Origin of the sequence: Sediminibacillus terrae, from assembly GCF_009602435.1 — a bacterium.
Classification (GTDB): Bacteria; Bacillota; Bacilli; order Bacillales; family Amphibacillaceae; genus Sediminibacillus; species Sediminibacillus terrae.
The window spans coordinates 42,632-60,330 of the sequence record NZ_VZDQ01000011.1 but is presented as its reverse complement, the minus strand read 5'-3'; the positions used below and the strand labels follow the sequence as shown (position 1 = coordinate 60,330).

General features: G+C 44.3%; 16 protein-coding genes. 11 read left to right on the top strand and 5 right to left on the bottom strand.

Going from position 1 to position 17,699, the window contains the following annotated elements; genetic code table 11:
* Nucleotides 1-96 precede the first annotated feature (96 nt).
* The 8 genes from kduD to F6X55_RS02855 all read left to right on the top strand — a co-directional run bounded on the left by kduD (nucleotide 97) and on the right by F6X55_RS02855 (nucleotide 9,642).
* Nucleotides 97-852, top strand: coding sequence for a 2-dehydro-3-deoxy-D-gluconate 5-dehydrogenase KduD (gene kduD, locus F6X55_RS02890; RefSeq protein ID WP_026570606.1), 756 nt, complete (start codon nucleotides 97-99; stop codon nucleotides 850-852).
* Nucleotides 853-877: 25 nt separating this feature from the next.
* A complete protein-coding gene (kduI, locus tag F6X55_RS02885) occupies nucleotides 878-1,711 on the top strand; it encodes a 5-dehydro-4-deoxy-D-glucuronate isomerase (RefSeq protein ID WP_153461870.1) in 834 nt (277 codons plus the stop codon).
* Between the two features lie 227 nt (nucleotides 1,712-1,938).
* Nucleotides 1,939-2,949 (top strand): dienelactone hydrolase family protein, encoded by a 1,011-nt coding sequence (locus F6X55_RS02880; RefSeq protein WP_037329053.1) that lies wholly within the window; start codon nucleotides 1,939-1,941, stop codon nucleotides 2,947-2,949.
* Between the two features lie 80 nt (nucleotides 2,950-3,029).
* Nucleotides 3,030-3,794: a DeoR/GlpR family DNA-binding transcription regulator gene (locus F6X55_RS02875; RefSeq protein WP_026570604.1), complete on the top strand. Its 765-nt coding sequence runs from the start codon at nucleotides 3,030-3,032 to the stop codon at nucleotides 3,792-3,794.
* A 14-nt stretch (nucleotides 3,795-3,808) separates the two neighbouring features.
* On the top strand, nucleotides 3,809-4,753 hold the full coding sequence (locus F6X55_RS02870) for a sugar kinase (RefSeq protein ID WP_153461868.1): 945 nt from the start codon (nucleotides 3,809-3,811) through the stop codon (nucleotides 4,751-4,753).
* A gap of 20 nt (nucleotides 4,754-4,773) precedes the next feature.
* A complete protein-coding gene (locus F6X55_RS02865; protein ID WP_026570602.1) occupies nucleotides 4,774-5,424 on the top strand; it encodes a bifunctional 4-hydroxy-2-oxoglutarate aldolase/2-dehydro-3-deoxy-phosphogluconate aldolase in 651 nt (216 codons plus the stop codon).
* Between the two features lie 298 nt (nucleotides 5,425-5,722).
* Nucleotides 5,723-6,934, top strand: a complete 1,212-nt coding sequence (locus tag F6X55_RS02860) for an NAD(P)/FAD-dependent oxidoreductase (protein WP_026570601.1) — start codon at nucleotides 5,723-5,725, stop codon at nucleotides 6,932-6,934.
* Between the two features lie 548 nt (nucleotides 6,935-7,482).
* Nucleotides 7,483-9,642 (top strand): type IA DNA topoisomerase, encoded by a 2,160-nt coding sequence (locus tag F6X55_RS02855; RefSeq protein WP_153461866.1) that lies wholly within the window; start codon nucleotides 7,483-7,485, stop codon nucleotides 9,640-9,642.
* Between the two features lie 515 nt (nucleotides 9,643-10,157).
* Here F6X55_RS02855 and F6X55_RS02850 read toward each other — a convergent pair.
* Nucleotides 10,158-10,847: a FadR/GntR family transcriptional regulator gene (locus tag F6X55_RS02850; protein ID WP_026570599.1), complete on the bottom strand. Its 690-nt coding sequence runs from the start codon at nucleotides 10,845-10,847 to the stop codon at nucleotides 10,158-10,160.
* Nucleotides 10,848-11,039: 192 nt separating this feature from the next.
* On the opposite strand from F6X55_RS02850, the gene F6X55_RS02845 reads away from it, so the two are divergent.
* The 3 genes from F6X55_RS02845 to F6X55_RS02835 all read left to right on the top strand — a co-directional run bounded on the left by F6X55_RS02845 (nucleotide 11,040) and on the right by F6X55_RS02835 (nucleotide 14,282).
* Nucleotides 11,040-12,218: a trans-sulfuration enzyme family protein gene (locus tag F6X55_RS02845; RefSeq protein WP_153461864.1), complete on the top strand. Its 1,179-nt coding sequence runs from the start codon at nucleotides 11,040-11,042 to the stop codon at nucleotides 12,216-12,218.
* Nucleotides 12,219-12,238: 20 nt separating this feature from the next.
* Nucleotides 12,239-13,711, top strand: coding sequence for a Na+/H+ antiporter NhaC (gene nhaC, locus F6X55_RS02840; RefSeq protein ID WP_153461862.1), 1,473 nt, complete (start codon nucleotides 12,239-12,241; stop codon nucleotides 13,709-13,711).
* Nucleotides 13,712-14,075: 364 nt separating this feature from the next.
* A complete protein-coding gene (locus F6X55_RS02835; RefSeq protein ID WP_161629535.1) occupies nucleotides 14,076-14,282 on the top strand; it encodes a thioredoxin family protein in 207 nt (68 codons plus the stop codon).
* A gap of 223 nt (nucleotides 14,283-14,505) precedes the next feature.
* Here the strand turns inward: F6X55_RS02835 and F6X55_RS02830 are convergent, their stop codons facing one another.
* The 4 genes from F6X55_RS02830 to phnD all read right to left on the bottom strand — a co-directional run bounded on the left by F6X55_RS02830 (nucleotide 14,506) and on the right by phnD (nucleotide 17,628).
* Nucleotides 14,506-15,099, bottom strand: coding sequence for a polysaccharide deacetylase family protein (locus tag F6X55_RS02830; RefSeq protein ID WP_337189814.1), 594 nt, complete (start codon nucleotides 15,097-15,099; stop codon nucleotides 14,506-14,508).
* A 72-nt stretch (nucleotides 15,100-15,171) separates the two neighbouring features.
* Nucleotides 15,172-15,939, bottom strand: coding sequence for a phosphonate ABC transporter ATP-binding protein (gene phnC / locus F6X55_RS02825; RefSeq protein WP_026570595.1), 768 nt, complete (start codon nucleotides 15,937-15,939; stop codon nucleotides 15,172-15,174).
* Between the two features lie 13 nt (nucleotides 15,940-15,952).
* A complete protein-coding gene (gene phnE / locus F6X55_RS02820; RefSeq protein ID WP_026570594.1) occupies nucleotides 15,953-16,708 on the bottom strand; it encodes a phosphonate ABC transporter, permease protein PhnE in 756 nt (251 codons plus the stop codon).
* Nucleotides 16,709-16,719: 11 nt separating this feature from the next.
* On the bottom strand, nucleotides 16,720-17,628 hold the full coding sequence (gene phnD / locus F6X55_RS02815) for a phosphate/phosphite/phosphonate ABC transporter substrate-binding protein (protein WP_026771458.1): 909 nt from the start codon (nucleotides 17,626-17,628) through the stop codon (nucleotides 16,720-16,722).
* Nucleotides 17,629-17,699: the final 71 nt, after the last annotated feature.

Here is a 17,699-nt window from a genome sequence, read left to right as displayed (position 1 = left end):
AAAATATGTCTTGTTATCCTTTCAATTCTTTGTTAAAATCAAACTATATCGAACAAAAACGAACATAATGATACGGAACAAGAGAGGAGATTGGTTATGGGCGAACTATTCTCATTAAAAGGTAAAACCGCACTAGTGACGGGTGCCACCAGGGGACTTGGCCAGGGCATGGCCGTCGGTCTTGCAGAAGCTGGGGCAAACATAATCGGAACGGGGACAAGCGATTTGCGTGAGACCCAAACGAAAGTGGAAGCCGTCGGTCGAACCTTCCATGGTTTGAACAAAGACTTATCCCGCCAAAGGGCTGCAGTCGAGCTTGCCGATGAAGCGATTGAATTAGGAGGAACCATTGATATTCTCGTCAATAATGCCGGGATTATCCGTCGATCGGACTTGGAGGATTTTACAGACGAAGACTGGTATCAAGTAATCGATATCAATCAGCATGCAGTTTTTCAGCTGAGCAGGGAACTGGGACGGCATATGTTGGAGAATGGTTCAGGAAAAATCATCAATGTAGCTTCGATGTTATCCTTTCAGGGCGGCTTGAAGGTGCCTGCCTATACAGCTAGTAAGCACGCTGTTGCCGGATTGACGAAGTCATTCGCCAATGAGTGGTCGAGCAAAGGGATTAATGTAAACGCTATCGCTCCTGGATATATGGCCACGGATAATACAGCTCCAATTAGAGAAAACAGTGAACGTAACGCTTTCATTACATCGAGAATCCCGCAAGGCAGATGGGGAACCCCGGATGACTTAAAAGGTGCCGTGGTATTTCTTGCCTCGGACGCTGCCAATTATGTGAATGGCCATGTGCTATGCGTAGATGGCGGATGGATGAGTTCATAAAAAATTAAGGAGAGGGGAAAAAGAAATGGAAATCAGGCATGCGACCAATCCAACAGATGTGAAACATTACGACACAGAAAGAATCCGAAAAGAGTTTTTAGTGGAAAACCTTTTTAACATCGGAGAATTGAACCTTGTTTACTCTCATTATGATCGTCTGATCACAGGAGGGGCAGTACCGGTAAAAGAGGCGCTAAAGCTGGAAGCCGGCGATCTTCTTAAAACAGAATATTTTCTGGAGAGACGGGAAGTGGGGATTATCAATATCGCCGATGGCACCGGAATAGTTACAGTTGACGGAGAAAAGTATGAATTGAACAAACGGGATTGTGTCTATGTTGGTCTCGGACATGAGAATGTAACTTTCGCCAGCCAGGATAGCAGTAGTCCTGCCCGGTTTTATATTGTCTCTGCGACCGCCCACAAACAATACCCGACCAAAAAAATCGCCATTGAAGAAGCAACGCCTAATCATTTGGGTTCTGACAGCCAGTCCAACAAGCGGACCATCTATCAATATATCCATGCCGGTGGTATCCAAAGCTGTCAGCTTATGATGGGGATGACGCTTCTGGCGCCGAACAACATGTGGAACACGATGCCACCGCATCTTCATGACCGCCGCATGGAAGCATATTTATATTTTGATATGGAGGAGGATTCCCGTGTCATTCACTTTATGGGACGACCGGATGAAACGAGACACATTGTCATGAAAAATGAACAAGTCGTTTTTTCACCGCCATGGTCCATCCATTCTGGTGTAGGTACCAACAACTATACGTTCATTTGGGCGATGGCAGGGGAAAATTACACATTTACCGATATGGACGGCGTATCCATGGATGAACTAAAATAACCCTTTCCAACAGAAAATTGAGCGAGCCTTATCCGGTTCATTGTTTCTAAACAGTGAATCGGATTTTTATTACAAACGTCTTTTGCGTTTCCTTGAAGTTCTACATCATCAGCTCCAGGCGGAAGGAGTGTGTCGTAATAATGCCGCATGTACTATCCTGAGCTGAGAAATAACTTTTTCCCGGAAACAGCTAATTAAAAGAAGACATGATCGGGGAGTTGGAAAAAATGGGGAAGACATTAGAGCGGTTTTTCAATGATGAATATACAAGGAACACCGTTGAGAAACCAGCGCTTGAACAGTATCAAAGTAAGTGCTTTGAGCTGAAACAGAAACTGAAAGAGTTGTTGGGGGATTTTTCCGAGTGGGATAAAGCGACGTCGAGCCCTGTAATTGAAGATGTCGAGCAATTTGACTCTTATCGGCGGGAACGAATGCATGTTCGATTAGGCAATCAGCTTGAGGTTCCTTTCTATGTGCTTACACCCAGGCAGGAAAAAGCGGCTTATCCAGTTGTCCTTGCCCTGCACGGACATGGTTATGGTCCCAAACAAATCATCGGGCTTACGAAACAAGGGAAAACCGAGTCCATTTCAGCTAATCAGGCAGACTATGCATTACAATTGGTGGAACAGGGGTGTAAAGTGTTCGTACCGGCATTATTGGGCATTGGGGAAAGGATTTTTCAAATAGATGCCGAGGAAGGGAAAGACAAGTCGTGTGAGCGGCTCGCCCGTTTGTTTTTAATGCAAGGAAAAACACTTCTAGGTGCCAGGGTTTGGGAAACCGGAAAGTTACTAGATGTCATTTCATCCTTTGATGATGTTCTTCCATGTAATATAGGAGTATTTGGCTTTTCCGGCGGGGCTGCAGTAGCTGGTTTTACAGCGATCTTAGACGAGAGACTGAAGGCGACGGTGTTGGCGGGGTATCCAGGTCTGTTTCGGGACAGCATTCTGCAGCAGCCTCATTGCCTGGACAACTATCTTCCTGGCATTCTAAAACTATCTGAGTTGCCAGGCTTGCTAGGACTCATATCGCCGCGCCCGTTTTTTATAGAATCGGGAGAAAAAGATCTACTCTTTCCAGTAGAAAGTGCCCGCCTTGCTATCTCGCAATTGGAAATGATTTATCAGCAAAACGGCAAACCAGGAGCATTTGATTTTCATATTCACGACGGCGGTCATGAAGTCGATGGTAGCGAGTCCTATGCCTGGCTTATACAGCAGCTTAGATAGCAAAACGCTAGAGGTTCTATGAAGACATTCTATCTCGATTATGGTAGGTTAAAAATATGTGTAACTGCAGGAGGGTTGATATGCTATCAATTGAACGCTATCAACAGATATTAGCTGAACTGGAGAAAGAGAAGATTATCAAGGTATCAGCTCTTAGCAAACAATTAGGGGTTACCGAAAAGACGATCAGAATCGATTTGGAAACCCTGGAGAGCCGCGGGTTGCTCACCCGGATCCACGGCGGAGCAATGTTGGTGGAGTCAGAGGAACGATTGTTGCCGATCGAGGAACGGCAGTCCAGTCAAAACGAGATAAAACAAGCGATAGCAAGACGTGCAGTTCAATTGATTTCGCCAGGAGAAACAATCCTGATGGACGGAGGCAGTACGACAGTGGAAATCGCCAAGCAGCTAGGAGACAAGGATGTCACTGTCATCACGAATGATTTGAATATCGCTCACGTATTGCAAGCCAAACCGAAAGTGCAGCTTCTGGTTCCGGGTGGAGAGAGGATTGCCGATTCCAGCTCTCTTTTTGGCACACAGGCGACCGAGTTTCTGCAAAAGCTGCATGTAAACCGGGTGTTCTTTGGAGCTACGGGTGTATCGGTGGAGCAAGGATTATCTGTATTCACCAGTTTGCATGCAGATTGGAAAAAACAAATCGTAGAATGTGCAGATACAGTGACACTTGTCGCTGATTCTTCCAAGTTCGGCAAAGTGGCCCTCATCCAGTTCGCCGACATTGCCCAGGTAGATGTCATAGTCACGGATGATCGTCTGGATAAGACTTTTCACCAGAAGCTAAAAGGAAAAAACATTCAAGTATTGCTTGCAAAAAAATAAAGGAGGATTTTGGCATGGATGTGGTAACTCTAGGAGAAAGCATGGTTCTATTCACACCGGATACAGAAGGACCGCTCCGTTATGTCAGCGGCTTCCATAAAACCGTCGGCGGGGCGGAGTCAAACCTGGCGATAGCCTTGACGAGGTTGGGGCATCAAGCAGGCTGGATCAGCCGGCTCGGTAACGATGAATTCGGTTTGTTTGTCCGCAATTTCATTCGCGGTGAAGGCGTCGATACATCGAAGGTCTCCTTTGATGAAAAATTGCCGACAGCTGTTTTTTTTAAAGAAAAGCTTTCTGCAGGCGATCCGAAAATATATTATTATCGAAAACTGTCCGCTGCCAGCGGATTAACACCTGATGATCTAGATGAAGAATACATAAAACAGGCGGCCTACCTTCATGTGACGGGCATCACGCCAGCTTTAAGCGAAACTTGTAAACAAACAGTCCTGGAAGCAATCCGCCTGGCTAAAGCGAACGGTTTAAAAGTGGTGTTTGACCCCAATCTCCGTCTGAAGCTGTGGTCCGAACAGGAAGCGGCGAAGACGTTGATGGAAATAGCAGCTCTAAGCGATATTGTGCTTCCGGGAATAGATGAAGGCGAGCTGATGACCGGCCACAACGAGGAAAAAAAAGTAGCTGAAGAACTGTTGGAGAACGGTGCAGATGTGGTGGTCATTAAACTCGGGGCAGCTGGTGCTTATTATGCTGCCAAGGGGGAAGCCGATTATGTAGAGGGGTACAAAGTAGACAGGATTATAGACACCGTTGGAGCCGGAGATGGTTTTGCAGCAGGCTTTATATCGGGACAGCTTCGTGGTTGGACGCTTGCCGAATCCGTTAAGTTGGGGAACCGCATAGGGGCCTATGCTTTGTCCGTCGCCGGTGATGTGGAAGGATATCCTTTCTGGCACCAAGTCGATCGCGAGCAGGAAAACAAGGAGATTTTGCGCTGAACAATAAGGAGGCAGAAAAAATGGAAAAAGCTGCAATAATGAAGAAAATGGTCGAAAATGGGGTCATAGCTGTTATTCGTAAAGTACCGGGAAAAGATGTAGAGAAAGTGGCTGAATCGCTGATAAACGGGGGGGTAAATGTACTTGAAGTAACGCTTGATGCTGAAAATGCCAATCAAATCATTCAAAGTCTAAGCAATAAGTTCGCCGGGAAAGCGGTGATCGGTGCCGGTACGGTTCTAGATGCGGCCTCCGCAAGAACAGCCATAGAACATGGGGCACAGTTTATTGTCAGTCCGCTTCTCGAACAAGAAGTAATCGAGGCAACCGTTGCTCTTGACAAAGTTTCTGTTCCAGGAATCATGACTCCGACAGAAGCGATGAGAGCGGTTAAGCTGGGCGCCGATATCGTCAAGGTTTTTCCAGCTTCGGCAGTTGGTCCTTCTTTCCTCAAAAATGTCAAAGGACCATTACCTGATATCACAATGATTCCAACCGGAGGCATTACGATAGAAAATGCTGCCGATTTCATCAAAGCGGGAGCAGCTGCGGTCGGAGCTGGTGGAAATCTTGTCGACAATCAGGCGATCAGAGAAGGGAACTTCACTCAGATTGAACAAGTCGCTGCCAAATATACGATGGCGGTTAAACATGCCAGGGCCAAGATATGACAGATTGCTAGCTTCACGAAATCATAACGACAAATCCCTTGTCATGAAAGGTAATTATTTGACACAACAAAGGAAAAGATTTATGTTTGTGAAGATAGTAGCATAAGGAATATTGCCTCTTGCCCATGGGTGTGTGCTCACGGATTGGAAGATACATAGGATGTAATGTTCTTGCTTCGTCGAGCGTTGGCAAATAGAAGTCTTTGATATTCTGGAAATGGTAGATTTATCCTGCTTTTAAGTGTTCCTCATTGGAGGTATTGCACTTTTATATAAAAGAGAAAGGTGGACGATGAATATGAGCAACAAACCGAAAATTGTCGTTCTTGGTGCTGGTTATGCCGGCATGATGACGACTAAACGACTGACACAAAAGCTAGGCCAAGAAGAAGCAGACATTATTCTGGTCAACAAGCATAATTATCATTATCAATCCACGTGGCTTCATGAAGTTGCTGCGGGCACGATCGATGTCAACAAAGTCCGTATGCTTATCAGTGATGTTATCGATACGAACCGTGTGAGACTTGTCTTCGATACAGTACAGGAAGTGAAAAAAGATGAGCAGCGCGTCGTTCTGGAAAACGGTGAGCTGGAATATGACTATTTGGTGTTCTCCTTAGGATTCGAGAAGGCATCTTTCGGGATTCCCGGAATGGAAGAAAACTCCCTGTCAATTGAAAGTGTGGATAAAAGCCGCTTGATCAGTGAACATATCGAGCATCAGTTTGCCCGGTATAGCAGTGGGGAAGAAACAAGCGACGAGGCGCTGAACATCGTTGTAGGTGGATCTGGTTTCACCGGAATCGAATTCGTCGGAGAGCTAGCAGAAAAAGTGCCGGAACTCTGCCGGAAATACGATATCGATCGCAGTAAAGCCCGTATCATTAATGTAGAGGCTGCACCTTCGATACTCCCTGGATTTGATGAAGAGCTTGTTGCTTATGCCCGTAAATCTTTGGAAGACCGTGGTGTAGAGTTCCGTATTGGCACGAAAATCCAGGAATGCAGAGAAGATGCATTTATTGTGGGTGACGACAACGAAGAAATTAAAGCAGGCACGATTGTCTGGACTGGCGGTGTACAAGGAAGCTCTATACTGGATAAGTCCGGTTTTGAAGTGTTCAAAGGCAAAGTCAATGTAAACGGCGACCTGCGTGTGCCGGGCCATGATAATATCTTTATTCTGGGCGACTGTTCCTGGGTAATGGATAAAGAAAACGATCGTCCATATCCTCCGACCGCCCAACTTGCTATCCAGGAAGCTGACACTGCTTCCGACAACCTTGCTGCATTGCTGCGTGGCGGCAAGCTGGAAGATTTCGTTTTTGATAACAAAGGGACGGTGGCTTCATTGGGCGGCAGCCATGCAATGGGAAGTGTATTCTCCGGCTATAAATTGTATGGAAAAACAGCCCGTGCCATGAAGAATGTCATTGATAACCGTTATTTATTCATGCTTGGCGGACCAAAGCTTGTCTTGAAAAAAGGGAAACTTCGTCCATTTTAATAACTAATCATCAAAACGCTCAGGGAGGGAAGTAGGTTGAAAAACACATTTCTAGTAACACTGCTTGCGGTCCTTTCTACGGTTGTCTATGCCGTAGTTTTGAGGAAACAGGAAGACCACAAACATTTTTGGTAATAAGCGTAACCGGAATCTTTCAGGGATTCCGGTTTTTTCTTTAGGTTCTTATCACAGTCGTTGGTTTCATGTTTTTACTGTTTTTAGCAAACAAGCGGTATAGCTTGAATGATACATCTTCATTTGCGGCAAGCGAGTTGGAGTACGACACTGCGGCCAAGATGAGGCCCCTTCTCCGGAAAAACTTATAGATGAATATTCACAGTTGAATGAAAAGAAAATGGAAAAGGAGCTTGCACTTTCCCGAAGAAAAAGATAAAACGAAAATGCAAACGTGCGTTCCTGTGATTGGTTGTCCGTGTTATAATGGAGGAGCATTACATGGAGTTTAGACAGTATTCCCCTTCTGCATTCCCTTCACAATCCGTTCCGCTATACATTCCTCCGAAAAAAGTGAAAATGGGTGATGACATATGAAATTGATTTTAGCTGAAAAACCTTCTGTGGCGAAAAATATTGCAGACGCTTTGCATATACGAACAAAACTGGATGGTTACTTTCAAGGCAATGACTATTTGGTTACTTGGGCATTTGGTCACTTGTTGCAATTATATGATGCAAAAGATTACGACCGTTCGATGACAAAATGGAGAATGGAAAATTTTCCTTTCATACCGGAGAAGTTTCTGTATAAAGTGAAAACGGACATCCGCAACCGCAATCGGGCCGATGGAGGGGCCCAAAAACAACTTCAAGTGATTAAGCGCTTGATGAAGCTGCCCGACGTGGAAGCAATCGTCTCTGCGTGTGACTATGACCGGGAAGGCCAGTTAATTGGTGACAGCATCATCAATTATATCCAACCGCAACAACCGGTTTACCGATTATTGATCAATGAGTGGACGAAAGAAGAAGTGCTTCGCGGACTAAAAAACATGCAACCCAACGATAAGTTGCGACCGCTGCAAGATGCAGGAATCAGTCGCCAATGGGCGGATTGGGTGATCGGTATCAATCTGACCTCTGTGGCTACACTCAAATACCAGCAGGGAAGTGGGAAAGCACTTAATATCGGCCGTGTTCTGATGCCGACATTGAAAATCATTTATGACCGGGATAAAGAAATAAAATCATTCGTCCCTGAGGATTATTTCAAGCTGACCGCGACTTTTACCGCAAAGTCCGGGGATACGTTTCAAGGTGTGTATCATGAAAAAGAACAAGAAAAATTCAAGCAAAAGCAGCCTCTTGAGGACATCGCCGATGACATTACGGACAAGCAAGCCACCATCATAGATAAACAAGTGGAGAAAAAGAAGGAGTTCCCTCCATTCCTGTTCAATTTGTCCAATTTACAGGGGTATATGACAAACAGATACAACGGATGGACATCAGATAAAGTGCTAAAAGTCGCTCAATCCCTTTATGAAAAGAAGTGGATCACTTATCCCCGTACAGCAAGCACAGCTCTGGATGAAAGCCTGACTGGAAAAGCTGCTGCGGTATTGAAAACGTTGGCTGAAGACGTTCCGTACAAGGAAGAAATCCGTTTCTCGAAGTCAAAACGAGTCTTCAACAATGCAAAAGTGGAAAGTCATAGTGCGATAATGCCTACTTATTTAAAACCAAAACGGCTTACAAAGGACCAGGAACTCGTCTATCAGGCAATTAAAAACAGATTTATCATGCAGTTCATGCCGGTAGCAGAATACGAAGAAACGAGGCTCTATACTAAAGTAAAAGAACCGGAATTGCCGGGCTTGTTCTATACAAAGGGCAGAGTACAGTTGAAAGCGGGATGGAAACAGGTAGAAAGTATCCAGTCAAAGGAAACGATCCTTCCTTACGTAGAATCCAAAGAAATGGTCACCGTTAAGGACAGTGAAGTTTCCTCCCATGTGACAAAGCCTCCCAAACCTCACACTGAAAAAACATTGTTACGATTAATGGAAACATGCGGCAAGGTCCCGAAGAAGAAAGGACAAGGTGAGGAAGAAGAAATGACAGAAGTGCTGTCCGGCTTTAGCATTGGTACTCCGGCGACAAGGGCGGAAACAATAAAGAAATTGAAAGATGTAGGTTATATTACGATGCAAAGAAAAAATTTGATATGCACCGAGCTTGGAAACAAACTTGTGGAAACCTTTCCGATTGACCGGTTGTTTGATTTAGAATTCACTGGAAGATTGGAGAAGTCCCTTGCGGATATCGAAAAAGGCAATATGGATAAGGACCGCTTTTTGCAAACGGTGTTCACTTTTACCAAGCAATCTGTAGGCACGATTAAGCAGGAAACGGAAGTGACGATAAATAAGGTTGTCCGGCAAAAAGCATCTAGAGAGGTGCTTGGGAAATGTCCTGTATGTGGAAGCAAGGTTGTCGAAGGCAGCAAAGGATTTGGTTGCAGTAATTGGAAAAGCGGCTGTAAGTTTGTCGTTTGGAAAAATGACAAATACTTGGCGACAATGCGGAAACGGGCGACCAAAACGTTAGTAAAAGCATTGTTGAAAAATGGACGAGTATATGTAAAAGGCTTGACAAGTAAAAAAGGAAAAAAATTCAACGCCTATTTAAGCTACCAAAAAAATGCATCAAATGATTACTTCAGTTGGAAAATGGATTTTAATAAATAAATCGAAAAAGTTTGTCAGATGTTATGACAATAACGAAGCGGAGACCAACAGCCTGTGTTACATTTGACTCACAGAACATAACTGCAGACCAAATGGAACCTCTGCCATCCGCCATTTGGTGGTTAGCTGCAGGTTTTGTTCCGAAAGTTTGTGTCTCCCTCTTTTCTTTGCAAGGTGTCTGAGTGATTGCCGCCCATCCAACGGTAATCGCGAAAAGCCAAACCGGCTCTCCAAACAGTCGGTTTGGCTTTTTTGTTGAAGTAGCAGAGAAAATCAATCAGGAAGCAACATGGCGCTTCAGTGCGGAATAGCGTGTCAGCAGAAATAAGTTATGAACGCACAGCAGGTTTTGTGGGAGGCTCGATCCGCTTGTCCACGGCACGCAGGTTTATTCCCTTTATAAAGGGAGCACCACCGCATTTGACAGAGAGGCTCGAAATAGCCACTTCCTGTTCATTGGTAGCATACATTAAGTGCGTTTGGTTAGTAATTGTTGTGAAGGATTAGCTATGTAATCATTCCCGATATTTCTCAATACTCGTTTTGACAGACTCCATCATCTTTTGGAATGAATCTGCTGCAGCAACCGTGTCTCGCTTCTGGATTGCTTCCAACAAAGCTTCATGAAAAGGATAGCTCTGATCGAAAATATCATCCTGGCCAAAGGGCTCATTCCAGAATTGGTGGAAAGTGTCCCAGACAGAATCGATAATACTGGTAAGTAACGGATTGTTGGCTGCTTCATATAAAGCCCGGTGAAATCCGGCATCGGCGCGATTTGCTTGCTCTCGTTCACCTTCTTTAATGTGATCTACATAGTCGGATAAAAATTGCCGCATGATGGAAATGTCTTTACTTGTCGCTTTGTGGACCGCCAAGTCAACAGCTTTTCCTTCTAAAGCCGTTCGGACATCAAGCGCATCCAGTAAAAATTTCTTTTCATTTTCCACATCGAAAGCAGTCCTGATATAAAAAGGTTTTGCGTCTTTTATAAATGTCCCTTTTCCATTCAATACTTCAACAATGTCTTGTGATTCAAGCAATTGCAGTGCTTCGCGGAGAGTGGATCGGCCAATCCCCAAAGCACTCATTAATTCGGCCGCAGCAGGCAGCCGATCTCCGGTAGTAAGGTTTTCATTTTTAATATACTGTTTAATTTCATCGGCTACCATTTCGGATAGCCGTTTTTTCTTTACTGTTTTCATGTAATAAGCACCTCGCAAATCAATTACCTTCATTATAGCAAAAAAGCAAATAAGAGATGGAGAAGCAAGAAGGAATGAAATAAAAAGATAAATTATCAGAAAAATTTAACCTTTCATACAGGTTGATAGTATGATAGTATAAATACACATATTACTACAAACAGAAATCCTGCAAGAAAGAAGGATGAAAAAATGCATTACACCGATGAAGAAATCTGCACACAATTAGGGGAGTCTTTCAGTGACCATCATGGAGCTGTGTCACCGCCTGTTTACCAAACGAGCCTGTTTGCGTTCGAATCATTTGAAGCTTTCACGGAAGCGCAGAAAAGAGAGCGCGAACATTACGTTTATACGAGGGGTGTCAATCCTACGACAGAAATACTGGAAAACAAGCTCGCTTTACTGGAGAGGGGGGAGAAATGTAAGTGCTTTGCATCTGGCATGGGGGCCATAAGCAGTATCTTTTTATCCTTGCTGCAAAGTGGTGATCACGTTTTGTTTGTGAACAACATTTACGGACCTACCATACAACTGTTGGATCACTTAAAACGCTTTTATATCGATCATAGTACTGTAGGCAATAGTCTGGAGGAAATAGAACAGGCTATTAAACCGACTACTAAGCTCATTTATGTAGAAAGCCCGGGAACCATGTTAATGAAAGTAGTGGATCTTCAACAAGTCACACGGATTGCCAAAAAAAATGAAATCATCACGGCTATAGACAATACGTGGTCCACGCCTATTTTCCAAAAACCTTTACTCCATGGATTCGATCTATCGGTTCATTCCTTGACGAAATATATAGGAGGGCATAGTGACGTTGTAGGCGGAGCGGTAATTGGAAATGAAGAACTTATTGATACTATCTCGAAATTTGGTTTTCAACTAAATGGAGCGGTTTTGTCTCCCCATGATGCAGCCTTGATTATCAGGGGACTCCGGACACTTCCCATCAGGCTAAGGCAGCATCAGCAACATTGCCTGAAGGTGATCGATTACCTGAAAGGCAAGGAAGAAATAAAAAGTATTCACCATCCAAGTCTTCATTCTTTCGAAAACCGTTTTATCGACAAGCAAATGAAAGGTTTTTCTGGTTTGTTAAGCTTTGAATTAAAAGATGCAGGCTTCGAGCAAGTCGCCCGATTTATTGATCATTTATCGGTGTTTAAAATCGGCGTAAGCTGGGGAGGTTTTGAAAGCTTGGTAAATGCTCCGGTGAAAAAGGGGAATGAAGAGGAATTGATTAAACAAGGACTGAGCCCGGGACTGGTTCGTTTGTCGATTGGACTTGAAGGTGCGGAATTATTGATTCAGGATTTGGAACAAGCTTTTAAGGGTTTAAGCGGGAAAGCGGAAATCCAATAATGAAAAGGAGAGGTTAAAAAATGAACGATGCAAAAACAAAACGGCCATCGATTGGGATGGCGATGATTCCGATAGGCCTGGCCATAGCCATTTTCATCATCGGGATCGGTATATTGAAATATCAGGCTGAACTGATGTTAATCTTTGCTGGTGCCTTGTTCGCCTTATTTGCGACGTTTTATGGCCGTTCATGGGAAGAAATTTTAGTAGTGATGGGTGATAAAATCAAAAAAGCCTTGCCGGCTATATTGATATTGTTCAGTATTGGTATGTTGATCGGTACCTGGATGATTTCAGGAACGATACCGTTTTTTGTTTATTATGGACTGGAAATCATCAACCCTGCCCATCTTTACGTGATGGCTTTTCTGGTGACGGCCATCGTCTCGACTTGTGTAGGAACCTCTTGGGGCTCAGCCGGAACCATAGGGGTGGCACTGATGAGCATTGCCCAGACTATGGATTTATCCATGGCTGTTACTGCAGGTGCTGTCGTATCCGGTGCCTATTTCGGTGATAAATTATCGCCGCTTTCCGATACAACCAACATGAGCTCGCTTGCTGCGGGGGCGAATTTGTACGAACATATTCGCCATATGCTCTATACATCGATACCTTCTTCCATTGTAGCGGCCATCGTATTCTTCCTGATGGGCCTGCAAATCGACTCAACTACAGACCAACTTGCCAATGTGGATGAAATGCTTGGCGGGCTAAGACAACTGTTCAATTTGAATCTCGTTGTGTTGCTCCCGGCTGTTATAGTGATCGCAGGTTCTCTTATGAAGAAATCTCCGTTGATAGTGTTGTTTGTCTCAGCGTTGACTGCGATGCTAGTGGCATTGGTTTTCCAGAATGCCACCGTTGACAATCTGGTTACTTCGGCCGTAGAAGGATTTAACGTGGAGATGATCGCTTCAGCAACAGGCACCGATGCTTCCATCATTGGACAAGATATGCAGGATTTACTCAATAGAGGAGGGTTATACTCTATGTATGGGGCTACATTCTTTGTATTTTGCGCTTTTTTCTTTGCATCAGCCCTGGAAGTTTCCCAAGCCCTCAATGTTGTATTGGAACAGGTGATTGTCCATTTGCGCTCGGTGGGAAGTGTGGTAGCTGCCTCGTTGGTTACCGGCTTTGCAGTCATAAATTGTACTTCCAACGCATTGGTAACGTACTTCTTGGTTCAGGATATTTATGGAGGCGTTTACAAAAAGAAAAAACTGCATCCAGTCAACTTGTCGCGAAGTATGGAGGATTCTGTTACGGTCACGGAAGCTTTGATGCCATGGACAGTTTCTGGCGTTTTCATGGCTACTACGCTGGGGGTAGGAAACTTTGAATTTCTGCCTTGGGCGATATTCAACCTGGGCGGCATCGTTTTCTCTGCTTTGTATGCCTTCCTTGCACCAGTGACTGGCGGATTTGGAATTCGTAAACTGCAGGAGGAGCCGGAAAGTGGTAAGGCTTCTTCTAAAACTGCTATCTAAGAGTAAAATACAGCCTGGCAACATTTTCATTGTGTAAAGTGCAGGATTTCTTGAGAACTCTGCTGGAATTAGAGGGGAAGGTTGGAATTCTCATGGAACGTACTTATCCACCTCGCTGGGATGACCCAACTTCTTTCCAAAGATGCAACTGGATTTTGTTTTAACCAAACAGTTTCGTGGAAAAATTAACGTGAAAGTGATAATATCTAATTTGCCGTCTTTTCAAACAAGGCGAATGTAGAGAAAAAGGAGGGTAACCATGGCTGAAAAGATTACAGCAGAGCAATTTAAAGAACTGACAAATACGATGGACAAGCCACTCATCCTCGAATTCGGAGCTGACTGGTGACCAGGCTGCCGTATGTTGAGACCGGTGGTCTCAAGCGTTTCTGAGCAGCTTGATACTGTGGACTTCTACTATGTGGATGTAGACGAGTCGGCAGAATTGGCTGAACAGTTCGGGGTTCAAAGCATCCCGACATTGGTAAAAATAAAAGATGGCGGAGAAGAAGCGGATCGTTCTGTCGGTTTTATGCCGGAGGAGCAGGTCAAAGCCTTCGCTGAGTCATAAATGCAAAAAAAGGTGCCCACGTCATGGACGGTTGGGCACCTTTTGATGTAATCTCCCTTTATACTTCATGTGACGCAGAGGGTGTGAGAGGTTCGGGCGTTCATACGCGGAAAGAGCGACCTTATTTCCTCTGCAGCTTTTAGGACACCCCCTATTAATTAGCCTTTCGAAAAAGAGAGGGTGGAGTGAAAATCACCCCACCCTCCATATTTGACAGAGACCTTTAACTTAACAGCTGAAATGTATACCCTTCCTGTTTAATGGATTGAATCAACGCAGGAAGAATTTTAACTGTCTGCTCAAGTTCGTGCAGCAAAATAATCGCTCCGTCCTGTAAGTTGGGAAACGTATTGTCAACAATTTGCCGGGGATTGTCTTTTAGCTCCCAATCAATCGAGGCTATTTTCCAAAGTACTATGGTCAAACCAAGCTCCTTTGCGGCACGTTTCGTGTTTTCATCATATTGGCCAAAAGGTGGCCGGAAATACGTTATTTTTTGACCGGTAATCGATTCCAAACTTCTGACACTGCCGGCCAGCTGTCGATATTGTGCTTGGTAATCGAGTCTGGTCATGTCTGGGTGTGTAATCGTATGGGTGCCGACTCGATGTCCTTCTTCAATCAATCTTTTCCATGGTCTAGCTGGATAGAGTAGTTTGGATTGCCAAAAAAACATAGCCGGCACGTTTTCATGCTTTAATATATCTAGTATTTCTGGCAGTACACTGCTTGGTCCATCGTCAAAGCTCAGCATCACGGTTTTATCCTTCGGTTCCGGAAGGGTTGTGATAATTTCTTTGTCCTTTGAGTCGTACACGACTCTTGATTGATCTGCAATTCATGGACTATATGCCATTTTTCCCCTCCTCTATTTAGTTGTAACCACAGCTCACCGGTTCTTTGTTTTCCCGTTTTCTTCTTGGGATTCGTAGGTCTCAAGATATTCCCGGTCAGTAAACTGCTCTGGTTTCCCATCGAATATAATTTTCCCTGCTTTCAATGCTACAATCCTGGTCGCATATCTTTTAGCTAGTCCAACATCGTGGACATTGATGATGGTCAGTAAATGGCGTCTTCGATGCATCTGCTCGAGCAGGGAAAAGATATGGTTGGATGTCCCTGGATCGAGACTGGAGACTGGTTCATCCCCCAGCATGACTTGCGGTTGCTGTACAAGTGCCCTTGCAATACCGACCCGCTGTTTTTGTCCTCCGCTCAATCGCTCGACTCGCCGATCTGCCATGCTGGATAAGTCGACATCTTCAATTACCTGTTTTGCCTGTTGCTTTTCCTGATCATTAAACCAACCGATAAGGTTTTTCAGGTTGCTTCGATAGCCAAACGTACCAGTAAGCACATTTTGCATGACGCTCAGGCGGGGAATCAGATTAAAATGTTGAAAAATCATTCCCATCTGCCGACGCACTTTTCGTAATTGTTCTTCAGACATTTTTGACAGGGGTCGGCCGTCCCAACGCACTTCGCCTCTCGTAGGTACTTGCAGCCCGTTGATACATCGTATCATGGTGGACTTTCCCGAGCCGCTTTTTCCGAGGATACAGACGAATTCGCCCTGTTCCAGGGTTAAAGTTATATCCGACAAAGCTTCCTGTTCACCGCCGGGATACCGGACAGACACTCCATTTAATTCCAGCAATTGGCGCACCTCCTTATATGACTCGATTTCTGACATAGCTGCCCAATAAGTCGACAATGATGACGATGACCATGATAATCAATACATCCAGCGAAACAGAGGAGTATTGAAAGGTTTTGAAGTCATTGAATAAACGCTGGCCGATACCGCCGCCGCCGATGAAACCGAGAACAAGCGATGTCCGAATCGCCACTTCAAGCCGATAAAAATAGTGTGACAGAACATTCGGCCAGATTTGCGGAACGATACTGAATAAATGGGCAAACCAATTTTTGGATCCGACCGCTTTCATCGCTTCTTGCGGTCCTGGATCAGAGGCTTCTACTAACTCGGAAATCAATTTTCCCAGGACACCGATATTATGAAATGCAATCGCCAGAACAGCCGGGAAAGGACCTAGTCCTAAAGCCGTCAACAAAATCAGACCGAACACGATTTCCGGGATGGAGCGCATGAAACTCAATGCAAATCGTGATAAATGGTAGACAGGCTTGGTTGGAGAAGTGTTCCAGGCAGCGATAAAGCTGATTGGCAGCCCGAAAAACAGCCCGATAAAACTTCCTAAAAAGGCCATGCCCACTGTTTCCAAACTATCACTGATCATACCGGGCAATTTGGAAGTATCCATCGGAAACCATTGTGCCAAAAAATCGATCATATTGCGAAAATCACGAAATTTTGATAAATCAAATTCGGTCAGACGCATGCTGAAATATAAGAGTAGACAAAGGATAAGCACTGTCACTAAATTTTTTCGTTTAAACCACATGAAAATCAGCTCTATTCTTCGATAACGCCTTGTTTGACAGCTGCATCACGGATGCTTTTATAATCTTCATTCGTCGCTGTCGTAAAACCTGTTGCTCCAAAGGCATTAAGGATTTCTTCATCATCTATACCCTGGAAAGTTTCCTGCAATGTAGCAATGGTTTCTTCATCCGTATCTTGATGCACGGCCCACGGATATTGGAATAACTCTTCTGATTTCCAGATTGTTTTGATTTGATCGCCGTCCACTTTACCTGATTCGACTAACTGATTATAGATAGCACTGTCAATTGCTCCGGCGTCGACTTGTTTGTTTTGCACCGCCAATGCAGTCGCATCGTGAGAACCTGTGAAACGGACAGAATTAAAAGAATGGTCGTCTTCCGATTGATAAACACCTTGGTCTTGAAGTTCGATTTCTGGAATCAATGCACCCGAAGTTGAATTGGGATCACCAAAAGCAAAATCAATTTCTTCCGGATTTGCAAGTAAGTCTTCTAAAGACCCCCAAGGATTGTCTTTGTGTGTAATGATATAGGAGTGATAATAAGGTTCACCATCTATTAATTGCGTAATGATCGCTTTAGCTCCGCTTTTTTCATGAGCGACTACATATGTCAGCGGACCAAAGTACGCCATGTCGATTTTGTCGTAATTCATTGCTTCCACTACACCATTATAGTCAGGGTATACATCGACTTTTACGTTCTCTTCCATTGCTTCGTCTAAAATGGATTGAAGTTTATCCATCGCCTGCTGCATTTCGCCTTCTGTTTGTGCAGGTATTACTCCGATAGTGAACGTGTCCTCTGCATTGTTATTCTCTTGTTCGTCGGCTTGATCATTCTCCTGGTCATTCCCGCAAGCGGAGAGAAGTACTGACAAACTTATAATGATTGCTAAGTATATCCATTTTTTCATCTCTTGATCACCTCATGATTTCTTTTGCCGGCTATTTTTACTATTATCCAAGAAGAAAAAGGACTCTTTTG